This window comes from Streptomyces sp. NBC_01363 (assembly GCF_026340595.1).
In the GTDB taxonomy this organism is placed as follows: Bacteria; Actinomycetota; Actinomycetes; order Streptomycetales; family Streptomycetaceae; genus Streptomyces.
The window spans coordinates 3,604,377-3,621,314 of sequence record NZ_JAPEPF010000001.1 but is presented as its reverse complement, the minus strand read 5'-3'; the positions used below and the strand labels follow the sequence as shown (position 1 = coordinate 3,621,314).

12 protein-coding genes are annotated in these 16,938 nt (G+C 71.6%); 4 read left to right on the top strand and 8 right to left on the bottom strand.

The genetic code is table 11. The features are described from left to right. Window positions 1-4: 4 nt before the first annotated feature. The 8 genes from ftsW to rsmH form a co-directional block, all read right to left on the bottom strand. Entirely contained in the window at window positions 5-1,465 is a 1,461-nt protein-coding gene (gene ftsW / locus OG611_RS16665) for a putative lipid II flippase FtsW (RefSeq protein ID WP_266420465.1), read from the bottom strand. Window positions 1,466-1,549: 84 nt separating this feature from the next. Continuing rightward, complete coding sequence (gene murD, locus OG611_RS16660; protein ID WP_266420462.1) at window positions 1,550-2,983, bottom strand: UDP-N-acetylmuramoyl-L-alanine--D-glutamate ligase; 1,434 nt, start codon at window positions 2,981-2,983, stop codon at window positions 1,550-1,552. Then, window positions 2,965-4,035, bottom strand: a complete 1,071-nt coding sequence (mraY, locus tag OG611_RS16655) for a phospho-N-acetylmuramoyl-pentapeptide-transferase (protein WP_266420459.1) — start codon at window positions 4,033-4,035, stop codon at window positions 2,965-2,967. Before mraY ends, murD begins: the two co-directional genes overlap by 19 nt. Continuing rightward, window positions 4,032-5,438, bottom strand: coding sequence for a UDP-N-acetylmuramoyl-tripeptide--D-alanyl-D-alanine ligase (gene murF / locus OG611_RS16650; RefSeq protein ID WP_266420456.1), 1,407 nt, complete (start codon window positions 5,436-5,438; stop codon window positions 4,032-4,034). Before murF ends, mraY begins: the two co-directional genes overlap by 4 nt. A 4-nt stretch (window positions 5,439-5,442) precedes the next feature. Next, window positions 5,443-7,170 carry a UDP-N-acetylmuramoyl-L-alanyl-D-glutamate--2,6-diaminopimelate ligase gene (locus tag OG611_RS16645; protein ID WP_266420453.1) on the bottom strand — a complete coding sequence of 576 codons (1,728 nt, stop codon included), beginning with the start codon at window positions 7,168-7,170 and terminating at the stop codon, window positions 5,443-5,445. A gap of 18 nt (window positions 7,171-7,188) precedes the next feature. Further along, window positions 7,189-9,171 carry a penicillin-binding protein 2 gene (locus OG611_RS16640; protein WP_266420450.1) on the bottom strand — a complete coding sequence of 661 codons (1,983 nt, stop codon included), beginning with the start codon at window positions 9,169-9,171 and terminating at the stop codon, window positions 7,189-7,191. A 4-nt stretch (window positions 9,172-9,175) separates the two neighbouring features. Then, a complete protein-coding gene (locus tag OG611_RS16635) occupies window positions 9,176-9,742 on the bottom strand; it encodes a septum formation initiator family protein (RefSeq protein ID WP_266420447.1) in 567 nt (188 codons plus the stop codon). A gap of 49 nt (window positions 9,743-9,791) precedes the next feature. Continuing rightward, complete coding sequence (gene rsmH / locus OG611_RS16630; protein WP_266420444.1) at window positions 9,792-10,757, bottom strand: 16S rRNA (cytosine(1402)-N(4))-methyltransferase RsmH; 966 nt, start codon at window positions 10,755-10,757, stop codon at window positions 9,792-9,794. Window positions 10,758-11,137: 380 nt separating this feature from the next. Here rsmH and OG611_RS16625 point away from each other — a divergent pair, with 380 nt between their 5' ends. The 4 genes from OG611_RS16625 (at window position 11,138) to OG611_RS16610 (ending at window position 16,869) form a co-directional block, all read left to right on the top strand. Beyond that, window positions 11,138-11,701: a carbonic anhydrase gene (locus OG611_RS16625; protein ID WP_266420442.1), complete on the top strand. Its 564-nt coding sequence runs from the start codon at window positions 11,138-11,140 to the stop codon at window positions 11,699-11,701. Window positions 11,702-11,945: 244 nt separating this feature from the next. Further along, window positions 11,946-12,995, top strand: coding sequence for a MoxR family ATPase (locus OG611_RS16620; RefSeq protein ID WP_266420439.1), 1,050 nt, complete (start codon window positions 11,946-11,948; stop codon window positions 12,993-12,995). Next, complete coding sequence (locus OG611_RS16615; protein WP_266420436.1) at window positions 12,995-14,383, top strand: DUF58 domain-containing protein; 1,389 nt, start codon at window positions 12,995-12,997, stop codon at window positions 14,381-14,383. Before OG611_RS16620 ends, OG611_RS16615 begins: the two co-directional genes overlap by 1 nt. Next, window positions 14,380-16,869, top strand: coding sequence for a DUF3488 and transglutaminase-like domain-containing protein (locus OG611_RS16610; protein WP_266420433.1), 2,490 nt, complete (start codon window positions 14,380-14,382; stop codon window positions 16,867-16,869). The genes OG611_RS16615 and OG611_RS16610 overlap by 4 nt, the downstream gene beginning before the upstream one ends. Window positions 16,870-16,938: the final 69 nt, after the last annotated feature.

Sequence of the window (16,938 nt, the reverse complement as noted above, 5' to 3'; positions counted from 1 at the left end):
AAATTCACCGCTCTCCGGACGGACGCTTCTTGACGCGCCGTCTCATCGTCTTCCATCTCACCCCGGGCCTCCGCATGGCCAGGGCCGCCTTCGCTGCGGGATCCTCTCGCGCGAACGCGATCAGCAGCCCGACGGCGAACATGGTCGGCAGCAGGGCCGATCCTCCGTAGGAGAACAGCGGGAGCGGGACACCGGCGATCGGCAGCAGGCCGAGCACCGCACCGATGTTGATCACGGCCTGCACCGTGATCCAGGTGGTCACACCTCCCGCGGCGTACCTCACGAAGGGGTCCTCCGTGCGTCCGGCCACGCGGATACCCGCATAGCCTAGAGCCGCGAAGAGGGCGAGTACCGACAGCGTCCCCGCCAACCCCAGTTCCTCCCCGGTGATGGCGAAGATGAAGTCGGTGTGCGGTTCAGGTAGTTGGCCCCATTTTTCCACACTTGCACCGAGCCCGGAACCGAACCATCCGCCGGACGCCAGAGCATAGATGCCGTGCACCGCCTGCCAGCAGGAGTCCCCCGGTCCGGGCTCGCTGGCGCCGATGCAGGCGAGCCTGGACATCCGGTTCGGACTGGTCTTGATCAGCACGAAGGCGATCAGCGCGGCGAAGCCGAGCACTCCGCCGAAGAGCCGGGTGGGTGCCCCGGCCAGCCAGAGCAGTCCGAACAGGATCGCGGTGAGAATGATCGCAGTTCCCATGTCGCCGCCGAGCATGATCAGCCCGAGGAGCATGAAGGCCACCGGGACGAGCGGGACGAGCAGGTGCTTCCACTGCGTCAGCAGCCGCTTGTCCTGTTTGCGGGCGAGCAGGTCCGCGCCCCACAGGACCAGGGCGAGCTTGCCGAATTCGCTGGGCTGGAGCTGGAAGGGGCCGCCCAGGTAGAGCCAGTTCCGGTTGCCGTTGACCGACATCCCTATCCCCGGCACCTGGACCAGCACCATCAGGAAGACGGTCCCCATGAGCAGCGGATAGGCGAACGCCCGGTGGAGTTTGGCGGGCATCCGGGCGGCGAGCGCCATCAGTCCGGCGCCGATGACGGCGGCGAGGAACTGTTTACGGAAGAAGTAGGTGCCCGGCTTGTCCAGTTCCAGGGCCTTGATCATCGAGGCGGAGTAGACCATCACCAGGCCGAGCACGGTGATCAGCAGGCCGGCGCCCAGGATCAGGTAGTACGCGGTCAGAGGGCGGTCCCAGGCCCGGCGTGCCTGCTCGTACATCCGCCGCACGCCGCCTCGGCGAGTGCGGGGAGCGCGGGGGCTGCCGGTGGAGCCTCCCTTGGAGCGCGGCACCGAGGGGCGCCGGGAGCCGGTGGCCGACCGGACCCTGAGAGCGGGGCCGAGGGGCGCCGGGACGCCCGCAGCCGCTCCCGCGAGCAGTGGTGGGGTGAGTGCCCGGCTGATCGCCGCGGTGGCCCGTGAGCGGCCCCCACGGGGCCCGGCTGAGCTCTCTTCGGCCGGCATTGTCGCTGTCCCCTCCACTGCTCGTGCCCGGGGCCGCCGCCGAGGGCCGACGGCCGTGACGGTACGGCGCGGGGGCCGGGCCCGTCAGGCGCTCTCGGCGGCGAGCGCGCGGACCGCGTCCGCGAACGCCTCGCCCCGCTTGTTGTAATTGACGAACATGTCCATCGAGGCGCAGGCCGGTGCCATCAGTACGGTGTCTCCCGGCCGGGCGAGCCGTGCCGCCTCGCGGACCGCCTCGGACATCGCCCCAGTGTCGGTCCGGTCGAGGTCGACCACCGGGACCTCGGGGGCGTGTCGCGTGAGGGCTTCGCGGATCAGTTCCCGGTCCCGGCCGATCAGTACGACGCCCCGCAGCCGCCCGGCGGCCCCGGTCACCAGCTCGTCGAAGGTGGCGCCCTTCGCGAGGCCGCCGGCGATCCAGACGATCGGGGCGTAGGCCGCCAAGGAGGCCTCGGCGGCATGGGTGTTGGTGGCCTTGGAGTCGTCGACGTACGCGACCCCGGCGACGTCCGCGACGTGCTCGATGCGGTGCGGGTCGGGGCGGAAGGCCCGCAGTCCGTCGCGTACGGCCGCGGGCTCGACGCCGAAGGCGCGGGCCAGGGCCGCCGCCGCGAGGGCGTTGGCGATGTTGTGCGGGGCGGGCGGGTCGATGTCCTCGACCTCGGCGAGCTCCTGGGCCTGCTTCTGCCGGTTCGCCACGAAGGCGCGGTCGGCGAGGATGCCGTCGACGACGCCCAGTTGGGACGGGCCCGGTGTGTTCAGGGTGAAGCCGATGGCCCGGCAGCCCTCCTCGACATCGGCCTCGCGGACCAGGTCCTCGGTCGCCGGGTCGGCCGCGTTGTAGACGCAGGCGACCCGGTTGCCCTCGTAGATCCGGCCCTTGTCCGCGACGTACGCCGCCATGGAGCCGTGCCAGTCGAGGTGGTCCGGCGCCAGGTTGAGGACGGCGGCGGAGTGGGCGCGCAGCGAGGGCGCCCAGTGCAGCTGGTAGCTGGACAGCTCGACGGCGAGTACGTCGTACTCCTCGTCGCCGAGCACCGCGTCCAGGAGGGAGACGCCGATGTTGCCGACGGCGGCGGTGCGCAGCCCGGCCGCCTCCAGGATCGAGGCGAGCATCCGTACGGTCGTGGTCTTGCCGTTGGTGCCGGTGACCGCGAGCCAGGGGGCCGCGCCGGGGCCCCGCAGCCGCCAGGCGAGTTCGACGTCACCCCAGATGGGGACGCCCGCCTCGGCGGCTGCGGTGAAGAGCGGCTTGTCGGGCTTCCAGCCCGGGGTGGTGACGATGAGCTCGGTGGACTCGGGCAGGGTCGCCCCGTCGCCGAGGCGCACGGTGATGCCCTGCGCCTCCAGCTCCGCGGCCTGCGCACGGGAACGCTCGTCGTCCCCGTCGTTGACCACCGTGACGACGGCCCCGAGGCCGTGCAGCACCTTGGCCGCCGGGATTCCGGAGACCCCGAGTCCCGCGACGGTGACGCGCTTGCCCTGCCAGTCCTGGTTGCTCACTTCTCGGCTGCCCATCCCGCGTAGAAGAGTCCGAGTCCGACGATCACGCACATGCCCTGGATGATCCAGAAGCGGACCACGACAAGGACTTCGGACCACCCCTTGAGTTCGAAGTGGTGCTGGAGCGGCGCCATTCGGAAGACTCGCTTGCCGGTCATCTTGAAGGAACCGACCTGGATGACCACGGACATGGTGATCATCACGAAGAGGCCGCCGAGGACCGCCATCAGGAACTCGGTGCGGGAGCAGATCGCCAGACCGGCGAGCGCGCCGCCGAGGGCGAGCGAGCCGGTGTCGCCCATGAAGATCTTGGCGGGCGACGTGTTCCACCACAGGAAGCCGAAGCAGGCGCCCATCAGTGCGGAGGCGACGACCGCGAGGTCGAGCGGATCGCGTACCTCGAAACAGGCGTTGGGGTTGGTCAGGGTGTCCGCGTTGGCGCAGGACTCCTGGAACTGCCACAGCCCGATGAAGGTGTACGCGCCGAAGACCATCACGGAGGCACCGGTGGCCAGGCCGTCCAGACCGTCCGTCAGGTTCACGCCGTTGGACATGGCGAGGATCATGAACAGCGCCCAGACGACGAACAGCACCGGGCCGATCGACCAGCCGAAGTCCGCGACGAACGACAGCTTGGTGGAGGCCGGGGTGTTGCCGCGGGCGTCGGCGAACTGGAGCGAGAGCACCGCGAAGGCGATACCCACGATCAGCTGGCCCGCCATCTTCGCCTTGGCCCGCAGACCCAGCGAACGCTGCTTGACGATCTTGATGTAGTCGTCGAGGAAGCCGACCAGGCCCATGCCCGCCATCAGGAAGAGCACCAGCACGCCGGAGAATCGCATCTCCTCGCCGGTGATCAGCTTCGCCGCGATGTACGCGATGATCGTCGCCAGGATGAAGGCAATACCGCCCATGGTGGGCGTGCCCTTCTTGGACCCGTGGGTACGCGGGCCGTCGTCCCGGATGAACTGCCCGTATCCCTTGCGGGCCAGCAGTTTGATCAGCAGCGGAGTTCCGACCAGGGTCAGAAAGAGCCCGATGGCCCCCGCGAAGAGGATCTGCCTCATCGGCCGGAGACCTCGCCCTCGGACGCGTTCCCCAGCAGTGCCATGGCGACCTGCTCCAGGCCGACCGACCGGGACGCCTTCACCAGCACGACGTCTCCCGGGCGCAGTTCACTGCGCAACAGGTCGACCGCGGCCTGTGCGTCGGACACGTGCACCGACTCCTCACCCCACGAACCCTCGTTGTATGCGCCCAGTTGCAGCCAGGAGGCCTCTCTGCCCCCGACCGCGACGAGCTTGCTGACGTTGAGCCGGACGGCGAGCCGTCCGACCGCGTCGTGCTCGGCGAGCGAGGCGTCGCCGAGCTCGGCCATCTGGCCGAGCACCGCCCACGTACGCCGGCCCTTCCCCATGGCGGCCAGCGCGCGCAGCGCGGCTTTCATGGATTCGGGGTTCGCGTTGTAGGCGTCATTGACGAACGTCACGCCGTCCGGACGCTCGGTGACCTCCATGCGCCAGCGGGAGAGGGTGCCCGCCTCGGAGAGCCCTTCGGCGATCTCGTCTGCGGACAGGCCCAACTCATGGGCGACGGCGGCCGCGGCGAGCGCGTTCGACACGTGGTGCTCACCGTACAGGCGCATGGTCACGTCGCTGCACCCGGTGGGTGTGTGGAGCTGGAAAGCGGGGCGTCCGTCGTCGGTGAGACGGACCTTCTCTCCCCGTACGTCCGCTTCCGCGGCTTCACCGAAGAGCAGCACGCGGGCCTTCGTGCGGGATGACATGGCGCGTACGAGCGGGTCGTCGGCGTTGAGTACGGCGACGCCGTCCTCGGGCAGCGACTCGACCATCTCGCCCTTGGCCTGTGCGATCTGCTCGCGGCCGCCGAACTCGCCGATGTGGGCGGTGCCGACGTTGAGGACGAGGCCGACGCGGGGCGGGACGAGACCGGTGAGGTAGCGGATGTCGCCGATGTAGCGTGCACCCATTTCGAGGACGAGGTGGCGGGTGTCCTCGGTGGCGCGCAGCGCGGTGAGCGGCAGGCCGATCTCGTTGTTGAGGTTGCCCGCCGGGTAGACGGTGGGCCCCTTGCGTTCGAGGAGCTGGGCGATGAGGTCCTTGGTGGAGGTCTTGCCCGCGGAGCCGGTGAGCGCGACGACGGTGGTGCCGAGGCGGCCCACGACGGCGCGGGAGAGCGCCCCGAGAGCGGCCACGACGTCGTCGACGACGATCGCCGGAACGCCGACGGGGCGGGCGGCCAGCACGGCTGCCGCGCCCGCCTCGACGGCGCGCTGCGCATAGTCGTGGCCGTCGACCCGCTCGCCGGCGAAGGCGACGAACAGGCTGCCGTGCTTCACCTCCCGGGAGTCGATGACGACCGGCCCGCTGACGGTTACTGCCGGATCGGGTATGTCGTGCGACTGCCCGCCGACGATTTCGGCGATCTCGGCGAGGGAAAGGGTGATCACTTGGTCATCCCTGACTGTTGTTCTCGTGGGTGTGGGCGCGGTGGTCGGCGCTCTCGGCGCGCCGGTGCCCCAGGGACCGCTCGATGGCCGCGCGCAGGACCACGCGGTCGTCGAAGGGGCGTACCACGCCGTGGATGTCCTGGCCCTGCTCGTGGCCCTTGCCGGCGATCAGCACCGTGTCACCGGGCTCGGCGCGGGCGACCGCGGAGGCGATGGCGGCGGCCCGGTCGGCGTCGACCAGGACGTCGCCCCGCTCGTGGACGGGCACCTCGGCGGCGCCCGCGAGCATGGCGGCGAGGATTCCGAGGGGGTCCTCGGAACGGGGGTTGTCGGAGGTCAGTACGGCGGTGTCGGCGAGGCGGGCCGCGGCGGCGCCCATCGGGCCGCGTTTGGTCGTGTCGCGGTCGCCGCCGCAGCCGAGGACGATGTGCAGCCTGCCCTCGGTGACCTTCCGCAGGGAGCGCAGCACGGATTCGACGGCGTCGGTCTTGTGCGCGTAGTCGACGACCGCGAGGTACGGCTGTCCGGCGTCGACCCGCTCCAGCCGGCCGGGCACGCCCGGGACGGCCGCGACGCCGTCGGCACCGGTCTGCGGGTCGATGCCCGCGACGGCGAGCGTGACGAGCGCGGCGAGGGTGTTGGCGACGTTGAACGGGCCGGGCAGCGGGGCCCTGGCGGTGATCCGTTCGCCCTTGGGACCGACGACATCGAAGGTGGAGCCGTGCGGCCCGACTTCGACGTCCTCGGCGCGCCAGTCGGCGTCCGGGTGGCCCTCGGCTGAGAAGGTGACGACCGGGACGGACGCCTCGGTGACCAGCCTGCGGCCGTATGCGTCGTCGAAGTTGACGACGCCCTGCCGGCTGCGCCGCGGGGTGAAGAGCTGTGCCTTGGCCTGGAAGTAGTCCTCCATCCCGGAGTGGAACTCCATGTGTTCCGGGCTGAGGTTGTTGAAGACCGCGACGTCGAAGACGCAGCCGTCGACCCGGCCGAGCACCAGGGCGTGGCTGGAGACCTCCATGGTCACCGAGTCGACGCCGCGCTCGCGCATGACGGCGAACAGGGCCTGCAGATCGGTGGCTTCGGGGGTGGTGCGCTCGGACTTGATGCGCTCGTCGCCGATCCGCGTCTCCACGGTGCCGATGAGCCCGGTGGCGCGCCCGGCACCGCGGAAGCCGCCCTCGATCAGATAGGCGGTGGTGGTCTTGCCGGACGTTCCGGTGATGCCGATCTGGAGGAGGTCGGCGCCGGGCCGTCCGTAGATTTCGGCGGCGAGCTCGCCCATCCGGCCGCGCGGGTCCTCGGTGACCAGCACCGGAAGACCGGTGGCGGCGGCGCGCTCGGCGCCCGCCGGGTCGGTGAGGATCGCCGCCGCGCCGAGATCGGCCGCCTGGGCCGCGAAGTCGGCGCCGTGCAGGCGGGCGCCCGGCAGGGCCGCGTAGAGGTCGCCGGGGCGTACCGCCCTGGAGTCGTGGGTGATGCCGGTGACCTCGCCGGTTCCCGGCGGCTCGACTCCCAGCCGGGCTGCCAGTTCGCCGAGCGCGGTCGGCCCGATCCGGTCCGGGCGGGGCGCTCCCGGGTAGTTCACAGGGGCGGCCTTCTGGGTGGTTTGGGACTGATCAGCGTGGGGCACGGCGGTGAGCGTACCCGGCGCACCCGGCCTCTCGCGAAGCGAGGGGCCGGGGTTCCGGTGGTTCCCGTTCCGGTTCCCGGGATCGGGCGTGATGGTTGTCACTGGATGGTTTCCCCGAGTTCACTCGCCGGGCTGGAAGGACACCGGCAGCCGGGCTGGCTCGCTGCCGGACGGTGGGGTCTGGAGGGTCTTGAGCGCGAACTCCATGACCTGCTTGTAGATCGGTCCGCAGATCTGGCCGCCGAAATAGCTGCCCTTGGTCGGGTTCTGGATCGCGCAGTAGACGGTGATCTGCGGGTTGTCGGCGGGTGCGAAGCCCGCGAAGGAGGCGGTGTAGCCGTGGTAGCCGCCGCGTACCGGGTCGACCCGGTTGGCCGTGCCGGTCTTGCCCGCCACCCGGTAGCCCGGGATCTTGGCCTTCGTTCCGGTGCCCTCCTCGTCGCCGACCACCGACTCCAGCATGGTGGCGAGCGACTTGGCGGTCTTCGCACTGACCACCCTGGTCCGCTCCGGTGGAGCGGCGGCCTCGTAGTGGCCGTCGGCGCCCTTGGTGCCGCGTACCAGCGTGGGCGCGACACGGACCCCGTCGTTGGCGATCGTCGAGTAGATGGAGGCGGCCTGCATGGCGTTGAGCGAGAGGCCCTGACCGAACGGGATCGTGTACTGCTGCGAGGTCGACCAGTCCTTGGGCTTGGCGAGGATGCCGGGGGTCTCGCCCGGGTAGTCGAGACCGGTCGGTGAGCCGATCCCGAACTTGCGCAGGTAGGAGTAGAGGACCTTGTTGGCCTGGGCCTGGGTCCTGCCCAGTTCGCCGGTGGCCAGGATGGTGCCGATGTTGCTGGACTTGGCGAGTACGCCGTTGAGCGTCAGGTACCAGGTGGGGTGGTCGATGTCGTCCTTGAAGAGCCGGTCGCCACGGTGCAGCCGGTTGGGGACGGTGACATGGGTGCCCGGGGTGGCGGCGCCCTCCTCCAGCACGGCGGCCATGGACATGAGCTTGCTGGTGGAGCCGGGCTCGTAGACGTCCTGGAGGGCGGCGTTGCCCAGCGAGGCCGCGTCGGCCTGCGAGAGGTCGTTGGGGTCGAAGCCGGGCGCGTTGGCCATGGCGAGGACCTCACCGGTCCTGGTGTTCTGGACGATCACGTAGCCGCGGTCGGCCTTGGACTTCTTCACCTGGTCGGTGATGGCCTGCTGGGCGGCCCACTGGATGTCGCGGTCGATGGTCAGCTCGATGTCGGCCCCGGGGACGGCCGGGACCTCCTTGGTGCCCGCGGTGGGCACCCGCCGGCCGCCGGCCTGGGCGTACCTGATCTTGCCGTCCTCGCCCGCGAGCTCCATGTCCAGCTGCGATTCGAGGCCGCCCGCGCCCTTGCCGTCGGCGTTGACGTATCCCAGTATCCCGGCGGCGAGACCCCCGTTGGGGTAGACCCGTTTGGTGGTCGCCTCCTGGAAGATCCCGGTCAGCACATTGGCTCCCGCGCCGCCGCTCGCCCTGTCCTTGCCCGCCTTCTCTGCGAAGACGGACTTGAGGTCCTTGATCTGGTTCCAGACCTGCGGGGTCTGGCGGCGGGCCAGGACGACGTAGCGGCCCTTCCCGGACAGCTTCCGGGTCAGCTCGGCGGCGTCGGTGCCGAGGATCGGGGCGAGGAGCGCCGCCGCCTGCTGGGGCGCGTCGGGGGCCTTGCTGAACTCGGGCGTGAACATCGAGGGGTCGGCGGTGATGTTGTACGCGTCGACGCTGGTGGCCAGGGCGATCCCGCTGCGGTCGGTGATCTCGCCGCGCTCGGCGGAGATCGTGTAGCTGAGGTAGAGGTTCTCCTTGGCCTTGGCCGCGTACGCGTTGGCATCGACGGCCTGGACCTGGAGCAGCCGGACGACGAACGCCAGCATGACGAGCGTCAGGGCGAGGCTGACCAGACGGAGCCGGGGGCGCGGGTTGCCGAGCCGCAGGGGGCGCGCGGTCCGGCCGCGGGGCGGGTGGGGGCGTCGCGCCGGGGCGGACGGGCGGCGGGCCGCGGGCCGCGGGCGCCCCTGGCTGCCTGCGGCGCTGCGCGGGCGCGCGGGGCCGGGGACCCGGCGGCGCGGTGGTTCCTTGGGCGGCACTGCGTCACCTGCCGGGGCTCGTCGAGGGCTGGTCTGCCGGGGTACGCGGCCCGGCGGGCGGGGTCGCGGAGGTGCTGGGCGGCGCGGCGGCGCCCGGAGGGGGCGAGGCCGGGGCGGTGGTCCGGGGCGGGGCGCCGGTGGCGGGCGCGGGGGGCGCCGCCGGAGGACTGCTCTTCGGCTGCGGCGGTACGGGGTCGGGCTCGGCGGTGGTCTCGGCGGGGACGCCGCGGACCGTGCCGTCCGGGTTCAGGAAGGCGGGGCTGCCGCCGGGCACCATGCCCAGCTCGCGGGCGCGCCGTTCGAGGGCGTCCGGCTTGGAGTAGTTGTCGACGTCGTGCTGGAGGGCCTGCTGCTCGTCGGTGAGCTCCGTGGTCCGTTTCTTGAGCTCGCTCAGCCTGAACGATCCTTCATTGAGGGCCGAGTTGAGCACCAGGAGCGTGATCAGGCCGCCGCCGAGGAGTACCACGACCAGCAGGACGAAGGGGGTACGGGCCGCGTTGCTGGGCCCGGCCGGCATCAGCCGGGCGAGCCGCGCCGCGCGCCCTTTCAACTGCCCGGCCGGTCTGCTCACCGCGCCGCCCCGCGCCTCACCGGTTTCCGGGTTCCCGGATGCCGGGCGCTCACCGCTCCTCCTCGCGGATCCGCTGGGCGCCGCGCAGCCGGGCGGGGGCGGCGCGCCGGTTCTCGGCGACCTCCTCCTCCGTGGGCAGCTCCGCGCCGCGGGTCAGCAGCTTCAGCCGGGGCTGGTAGCGCTCGGGGACGACCGGCAGTCCGGGCGGCGCCGTGGTGGCGGCGCCCGCCGCGAACACCTGCTTGACCAGCCGGTCCTCCAGCGAGTGGTACGAGAGGACGGCGATACGGCCGCCGACCGCGAGGCTCTGAACGGCAGCCGGAATGGCCCGCTCCAGGACGGTGAGTTCGCCGTTGACCTCGATGCGCAGCGCCTGGAAGGTCCGCTTGGCGGGGTTGCCACCGGTGCGCTTGGCGGCCTGGGGCAGCGAGTCACGGATCAGCTCGACGAGCCGGGCGCTGTTGCTGAACGGCTCCTTCTCGCGCTCGCGCACGATCGCGGAGACGATCCGCTTGGCCTGCTTCTCCTCGCCGTACGCCCGCAGGATCCGGACCAGTTCGCCCGGCGGATAGGTGTTGAGCACCTCGGCCGCGCCGATGCCGGTCGTCTGGTCCATGCGCATGTCGAGCGGGGCGTCCTGGGCGTACGCGAATCCGCGGCCGGCCTCGTCCAGTTGCATGGAGGAGACGCCGAGGTCGAACAGGACACCCTGGACCTTCGGGATGCCGAGCCTGTCGAGCACCTCGGGCAGTTCGTCGTAGACGGCGTGCACCAGAGTGGCGCGGTCGCCGTACGGGGCGAGCCGCTCGCCGGAGAGCCGCAGCGCCTCCTTGTCCCGGTCCAGCCCGATCAGCCGTGCGGACGGGAAGGCGGAGAGCAGCGCCTCGCTGTGCCCGCCGAGGCCGAGGGTGCAGTCGACGACCACGGGCGCCTGCGGGCCCGGCGCCTCCAGAGCCGGGGCCAACAGGTCCAGGCACCGCTGGAGCATCACCGGGACGTGTCGGGTCTGGCTCATGCGCCCTCTCAGGCTCAGGTCCCGTGTGGCCGCACGTACGGCCTGGTCCCCACCCGCTCAGAAGGGGAGGTCGGCGGGCGCCGGGGAAGGGGCGCCGGCCGACCGGCGAGCGGGAGAGGGCCGGCCCGTACGTACGCCGCACACACAGGGGAAATCTTCGGAATGTGCAGGGTGTCGGTAACTTCCCGTCATTTTAGTCCACCCTGCCATTCGATCGATTCCCGATCAATCAACCCGGCTGCGCGTCGCCCCGCCCTCTGTTCACCCGCCCGGACGAACGATCGTGAGGCTTGTGGGTTACCTCACAACAAGTCTCGTTGACGTTCTTTGTCCCTTCCCACAGCACGACGGGAGCAGGGGCGGAAGCTAACGTCATATCCATGTCGACTTCCGCGCACTCCCCCGCCGGGCCTTCCGCGCCCGCAGCCGACCCGGCCCGCACCGGAGGCACGGTCACCGATCGTCTCGTCGAGGCGAACGTCCGGTACGCCGCCGAATTCGAAGACCCGGGCATGGACGCCAAGCCGGTGCTGCGCGTCGCCGTGGTCGCCTGCATGGACGCCCGGCTCGACCTGCACGACGCGCTCGGCCTGGCACTCGGTGACTGCCACACCATCCGCAACGCGGGCGGCGTGGTAACCGACGACGTGATCCGTTCGCTGACCATCAGCCAGCGGGCCCTCGGCACGCGCAGCGTCATACTCATTCATCACACCAATTGCGGCCTGGAGTCGATCACCGAGGAGTTCCGCCAGGAGCTGGAGGTGGAGGTCGGCCAGCGTCCGGTCTGGGCGGTCGAGGCGTACAAGGACGCCGACCAGGACGTACGTCAGTCGATGCAGCGCGTGCGCACCTCGCCGTTCCTGCTGCACACCGACGATGTCCGCGGCTTCGTCTTCGACGTGACCACCGGCCTGCTGCGGGAGATCCTCCCCGCCGCCTGACCGGCCGGACGCCGCCCTTCCGGAACCGAAAACCCCACCGAAACCGGCATATCGCCCCCACTTGTCCACAGGCGAGTGACACGAAGCGGTAACGGCAACAAGAATGCGCATGTGACATCCCGCCGGACGTTTCCGGATGGGGCGTCCGTGTTTCGGGGTGGGCCGGACCGCTGCGCGCGAGTCGGCCCGTGAATGGGGTATCCCCTGCTCCTCGTGAGCGTGGGGCAGGGCCGAGGAGGGCCGGGTGACGACCTATGACGATCGAGCGAGCCTCACAGATCTGACCACGACTGCGGAGCGGGTGCGCAGGTCGGTGGAGAGTGTGATCGAGGGCAAGCCTGAGGTCGTACGGCTTTCGCTGACCGTACTGCTGGCCGAGGGGCATCTGCTCATCGAGGACGTCCCCGGGGTCGGCAAGACGATGCTGGCCAAGGCGCTGGCGCGGTCCATCGACTGCTCGGTGCGGCGCATTCAGTTCACGCCGGACCTGCTGCCTTCGGACATCACCGGCGTGTCCATCTTCGACCAGCAGCGGCGCGACTTCGAATTCAAACCGGGCGCGATCTTCGCCCAGATCGTGATCGGCGACGAGATCAACCGCGCCTCGCCGAAGACCCAGTCGGCGCTGCTGGAGTCCATGGAGGAGCGCCAGGTCACCATCGACGGGCACAGCTACGAGCTGCCCGACCCGTTCATGGTGGTGGCCACCCAGAACCCGGTGGAGATGGAGGGCACCTATCCGCTGCCCGAGGCCCAGCGCGACCGGTTCATGGCGCGGGTGTCGATCGGCTATCCGAGTGCCGACGCCGAGCTGCGGATGCTCGACGTGCACGGCGGTCTCTCGCCGCTCGACGACCTCCAGCCGGTGGCGCACGCGCACGACATCGTCAAGCTGATCGACGCGGTGCGGACGGTCCATGTGGCCGACGCCGTGCGGCGGTACGCGGTGGAGCTCGTCGGGGCCACCCGCAGCCATCCCGATCTCCGGCTCGGCGCCTCGCCCCGGGCCACCCTGCATCTGCTGCGCGCGGCGAAGGCCTCCGCGGCGCTGAGCGGCCGGGACTACTGCCTGCCGGACGATGTGCAGGCGCTGGCGGTCGCGGTGCTCGCGCACCGGCTGCTGCCGACGGCACAGGCCCAGCTGAACCGCCGTACCGCCGAGCAGGTCGTGCTGGAGATCCTCCAGCAGACACCAGTTCCGACCGCGAGCGGTGGCGTCGCCCAGGTCCGTCCCCAGCACCAGCCGGGCCGTCCGGCGTACGGCCGGCAGCAGCCCGGCGCACGGCGGGTGTGATGGCCGCCGGGGGGCCGGCCGCGATGGACGACGGCGACGGGAAGGGCGGTCTGCGGACCGCTCTGAGCGGGCTGACCACCCGTGGGCGGTCCTTTCTGGCTGCCGGTATCGCCGCGGCGATCTGCGCCTATGTGCTCGGACAGGCGGATCTGCTGCGGGTCGGGCTGCTGCTCTCCGCACTGCCGCTGGTCTGTGTGGTGGTGCTCGTCCGCACCCGCTACCGCGTCGCGGGCACCCGGCGGCTCGCGCCGTCCCGGGTCCCTGCGGGCACGGAGGCGCGGGTCCACCTGCGGATGGAGAACGTGTCGCGGATGCCCACCGGTCTGCTGATGCTCCAGGACCGGGTGCCCTATGTGCTCGGCCCGCGGCCCCGGTTCGTACTGGACCGGGTGGAGGCCGGCGGCCGTCGCGAGGTGTCCTACCGGGTGCGGTCGGATCTGCGCGGGCGCTATCCGCTCGGGCCGTTGCAGCTGCGGCTGAGCGATCCGTTCGGGATGTGCGAGCTGACCCGTTCGTTCAGCGCGTACGACACCCTCGTCGTCATTCCGCGGACCGAGCCGTTGCCGCCGGTGCGGCTGGCCGGCGAGGCCTCGGGGTACGGCGAGGGGCGGCAGCGTTCACTGGCACTGGCCGGTGACGACGACGTGATTCCGCGCGGCTACCGGCACGGCGACGACCTGCGCCGGGTCCACTGGCGCTCGACCGCGCGCTACGGCGAGCTGATGGTGCGCCGCGAGGAGCAGCCGCAGCGGGCCAGGTGCACGGTGCTGCTGGACACCCGGCTGATCGCCTACCAGGGGACGGGGCCCGATTCCGCCTTCGAGTGGGCGGTGTCCGGGGCCGCGTCCGCGCTGATGCACATGCTGGAGCGCGGCTTCGCCGTCCGGCTGCTGACCGACGACGGGAACGCGGTTCCGGGCGAGGGCGCGGGCGGTTTCGCCGGGTCGACGCAGGAGTCCGCCGATTCGGCGGGTCTGATGCTGGACACCCTGGCGGTGGTCGACCACTCCGACGGCAGCGGTCTGTCGCGCGCGTACGACGTGCTGCGCGGCGGAAACGAGGGTCTGCTGATCGCGTTCTTCGGTGATCTGGACGAGGAGCAGGCGGCGGTGGCGGCGCGGATGCGGCAGCGCAGCGGTGGCGCCGTCGCGTTCGTACTGGACAGCGCGGCCTGGGTGCAGGGCGATGTCCTGCCCGCGGGGGCGGAAGCGGAGTCCGAGCGGCGGCTGCGGCTGCTGCGGGAATCGGGCTGGACGGCTGTGGCGGTGGCGCCCGGGACCGGTCTCGCCCACTACTGGCAACAGGCGGGGCACCAGGACGTGGCGGCGCAGTCCGCCGCCGTCGGCGGCGCGGCCGGCACGACAGGTTTCTCCGGGGGATGGTCATGAGCAGTCGTGGTCGGCTGGCGCTGTGCGCCTTTGCGGCGACGCTGATGGCGGCGGCCTCGATGCTGCCGCTGGTCGAGCCGGCCGGGTGGATCCTGCAGGCCGCTTTCGTGCTGGCGGTCCAGAGCGGGATGGGTGCGCTCGTCCGCCGGGCGCCCGTGCCCCGTGCGCTGGTCGTCGCGGCGCAGGCACTGGTCACGCTGGTCCTGCTGACGGTGGTGTTCGCCAGGGAGCAGGCGCTGGCCGGTCTGCTGCCCGGCCCGGAGGCCGTCCAGCGGCTCGCGCACCTGCTGACGTCGGGCGCCGAGGACGTCGGCAGGTATGCCGCTCCGGCTCCCGTGACGGACGGCATCCGGCTGATGCTGATCGGCGGTGTGCTGCTGGTCGGGCTGGCCGTGGACGCCCTCGCTGTGACGTTCCGCAGCGCGGCCCCGGCCGGGCTGCCGCTCCTCGCGCTCTACTCGGTGGCCGCGGGGCTGTCCGAGGGCGGGGCGGACTGGCTGTGGTTCCTGCTGGCGGCCGGTGGCTATCTGCTGCTTCTGCTGGCCGAGGGCCGGGACCGGCTCTCCCAGTGGGGGCGGGTCTTCAGCGGCGCGGCCACCAGGTCCCCGGGAGGTCCGGCGGTCGGTGCGGCGTTTTCGAGCAGCCGGCCGACGGCCCCGGTCCGTACCGGGCGCCGCATCGGCGCGCTGGCGCTGGGCGTCTCGCTGCTCGTCCCGGCGGCGCTGCCGGCGCTCGACGGCGGAATGCTGATCGGTACGGGTGGCAGCGGGAGCGGCAAGGGTGGCGGCGGCACCATCTCCGCGGTGAATCCGCTGGTCTCGCTGCAGGACAACCTGAACCAGCCGGAGAACCGGCAGGTGATGTCCTACCGCACCAATGCCGGCGCCCCACAGGGCTTCTATCTGCGGATTCTGGCCCTGGACCAGTTCAACGGGAGCGAGTGGCGGCCCTCCACGCGCCGTCTGAAGGACGTGCCGAAGCGGCTCCCGGATCCGGCGGGCCTCGGCCCGGACGTGGCGGTCACGGAGATCAGGTCGAACATCTCCGCGTCCCGCTCCTACCAGCAGACCTATCTGCCGCTCCCCTACCCGGCGACCGAGGTCAAGATCGACGGGCGCTGGCGGTACGAACCGGTGGGACGGACGCTCGTCGGTGACCGCGGGGAGACGACCCGCGGTGCGCAGTACCAGGTCACCAGTCTGGTGGTCGAGCCGACCGCCGAACAGCTCGCCGCGGCGGGCCCGGCGCCGGCCGCTCTGCGGCGCGAATACACCCGCGTCCCCGGCACCCTGCCGAAGGTGGTCGAGGAGACCGCGAACAGGGTGACCAAGGGCGCCGCCAACGACTACGAGCGGGCGGTGAAGCTGCAGGACTACTTCGCCTCGGACGGCGGCTTCAGCTACAACACCTCGGTGAACTCGGGCACCGGAAGCGCTGCGATCACCCGGTTCCTGAAGGACAAGCAGGGCTTCTGCGTCCACTTCTCCTTCGCGATGGCCGCGATGGCACGGACGCTGGGTATTCCGGCCCGGGTCGCGGTGGGCTTCACTCCCGGCACCGAGCAGTCGGGCGGTTCGGTCTCGGTGGGGCTGCGCGACGCGCATGCCTGGCCCGAGCTCTATTTCGAGGGCGCCGGGTGGACCCGTTTCGAGCCGACTCCGACGCGGGGCAGCACGCCGGCGTACACCCAGCAGGACATCCCCGCGAGTGACACGAACGTCCCGGCCCAGCCGGAGAAGGGCTCCTCGGCGGCTCCCTCGATCGCGCCGTCCGTCCCGGACAGCTGCCCGGCGCAGATGCGCAAGCAGGGCGAGTGCGGCAGCACCGCGGCACCGGGGGCGGCGGCGCCGACGGATTCCGGGACACCGACGAGCACCGTCGCCGGTCTGGTCCTGCTCGCCGCGGTGATCCTTGCGCTGCTTCTCCTGCCCCTGCTCTGGCGGCTCCGGGCGCGCAGACGCAGGCTGAGTCTCTCCACCGGGCGCACGCCGCCCACGGGACAGGGCACCACCGCCACCGACCTGCACCACGGCATCGAACCGGGCCACACACCGGTGTACGCGACGACCGGAACGCTCGCGGCCTGGCAGGAGATCACCGACACGGCCTGGGACCACGGCATCGAGCCGGACGACTCCCGGACCCCGCGCAAGGCGGCGGCCCGGGTGGTGCGGCTGGGCCGGCTCGATCCCGATGCGGCCGCCGCGGTGCACCGGGTGGCCGGGGCGGTGGAGCAGGTCCTCTACGCCCCGGAGCCCCGGGCGAGCACCGGGCTGGCCGAGGACGTGGAGACGGTACGAGCCGGTCTGCGGGCGTCTGCCGACCGGCTCACCCGGATCAGAGCGGTCGTGGCTCCGCGCTCGGCCGTTCGGGTGATCTGGGCGGCCTCGGACCGCTGGGCGACGATCACCGGCAGGTGGACGGCGCTGTGGAGCCGGGACCGGTGGGCGGGGTGGCTGCGACGGCCGTCGCGCCAGCAGGGGTGATCGGGGGCGCGGTCTGCCACGGCCCGCCACCGGGCGCGGGCGCGGGCGCGGGCATGGTCCGCCTCCCGC

What these genes read in the sequence shown, in the direction of transcription:
- mraY (WP_266420459.1), bottom strand. Translation starts at nt 4,035, where the DNA reads ATGAGGCAGATCCTCTTCGCGGGGGCCATCGGGCTCTTTCTGACCCTG.
- OG611_RS16625 (WP_266420442.1), top strand. Translation starts at nt 11,138, where the DNA reads ATGTCGACTTCCGCGCACTCCCCCGCCGGGCCTTCCGCGCCCGCAGCC.
- rsmH (WP_266420444.1), bottom strand. Translation starts at nt 10,757, where the DNA reads ATGAGCCAGACCCGACACGTCCCGGTGATGCTCCAGCGGTGCCTGGAC.
- ftsW (WP_266420465.1), bottom strand. Translation starts at nt 1,465, where the DNA reads ATGCCGGCCGAAGAGAGCTCAGCCGGGCCCCGTGGGGGCCGCTCACGG.
- OG611_RS16615 (WP_266420436.1), top strand. Translation starts at nt 12,995, where the DNA reads ATGGCCGCCGGGGGGCCGGCCGCGATGGACGACGGCGACGGGAAGGGC.
- murD (WP_266420462.1), bottom strand. Translation starts at nt 2,983, where the DNA reads ATGGGCAGCCGAGAAGTGAGCAACCAGGACTGGCAGGGCAAGCGCGTC.
- OG611_RS16610 (WP_266420433.1), top strand. Translation starts at nt 14,380, where the DNA reads ATGAGCAGTCGTGGTCGGCTGGCGCTGTGCGCCTTTGCGGCGACGCTG.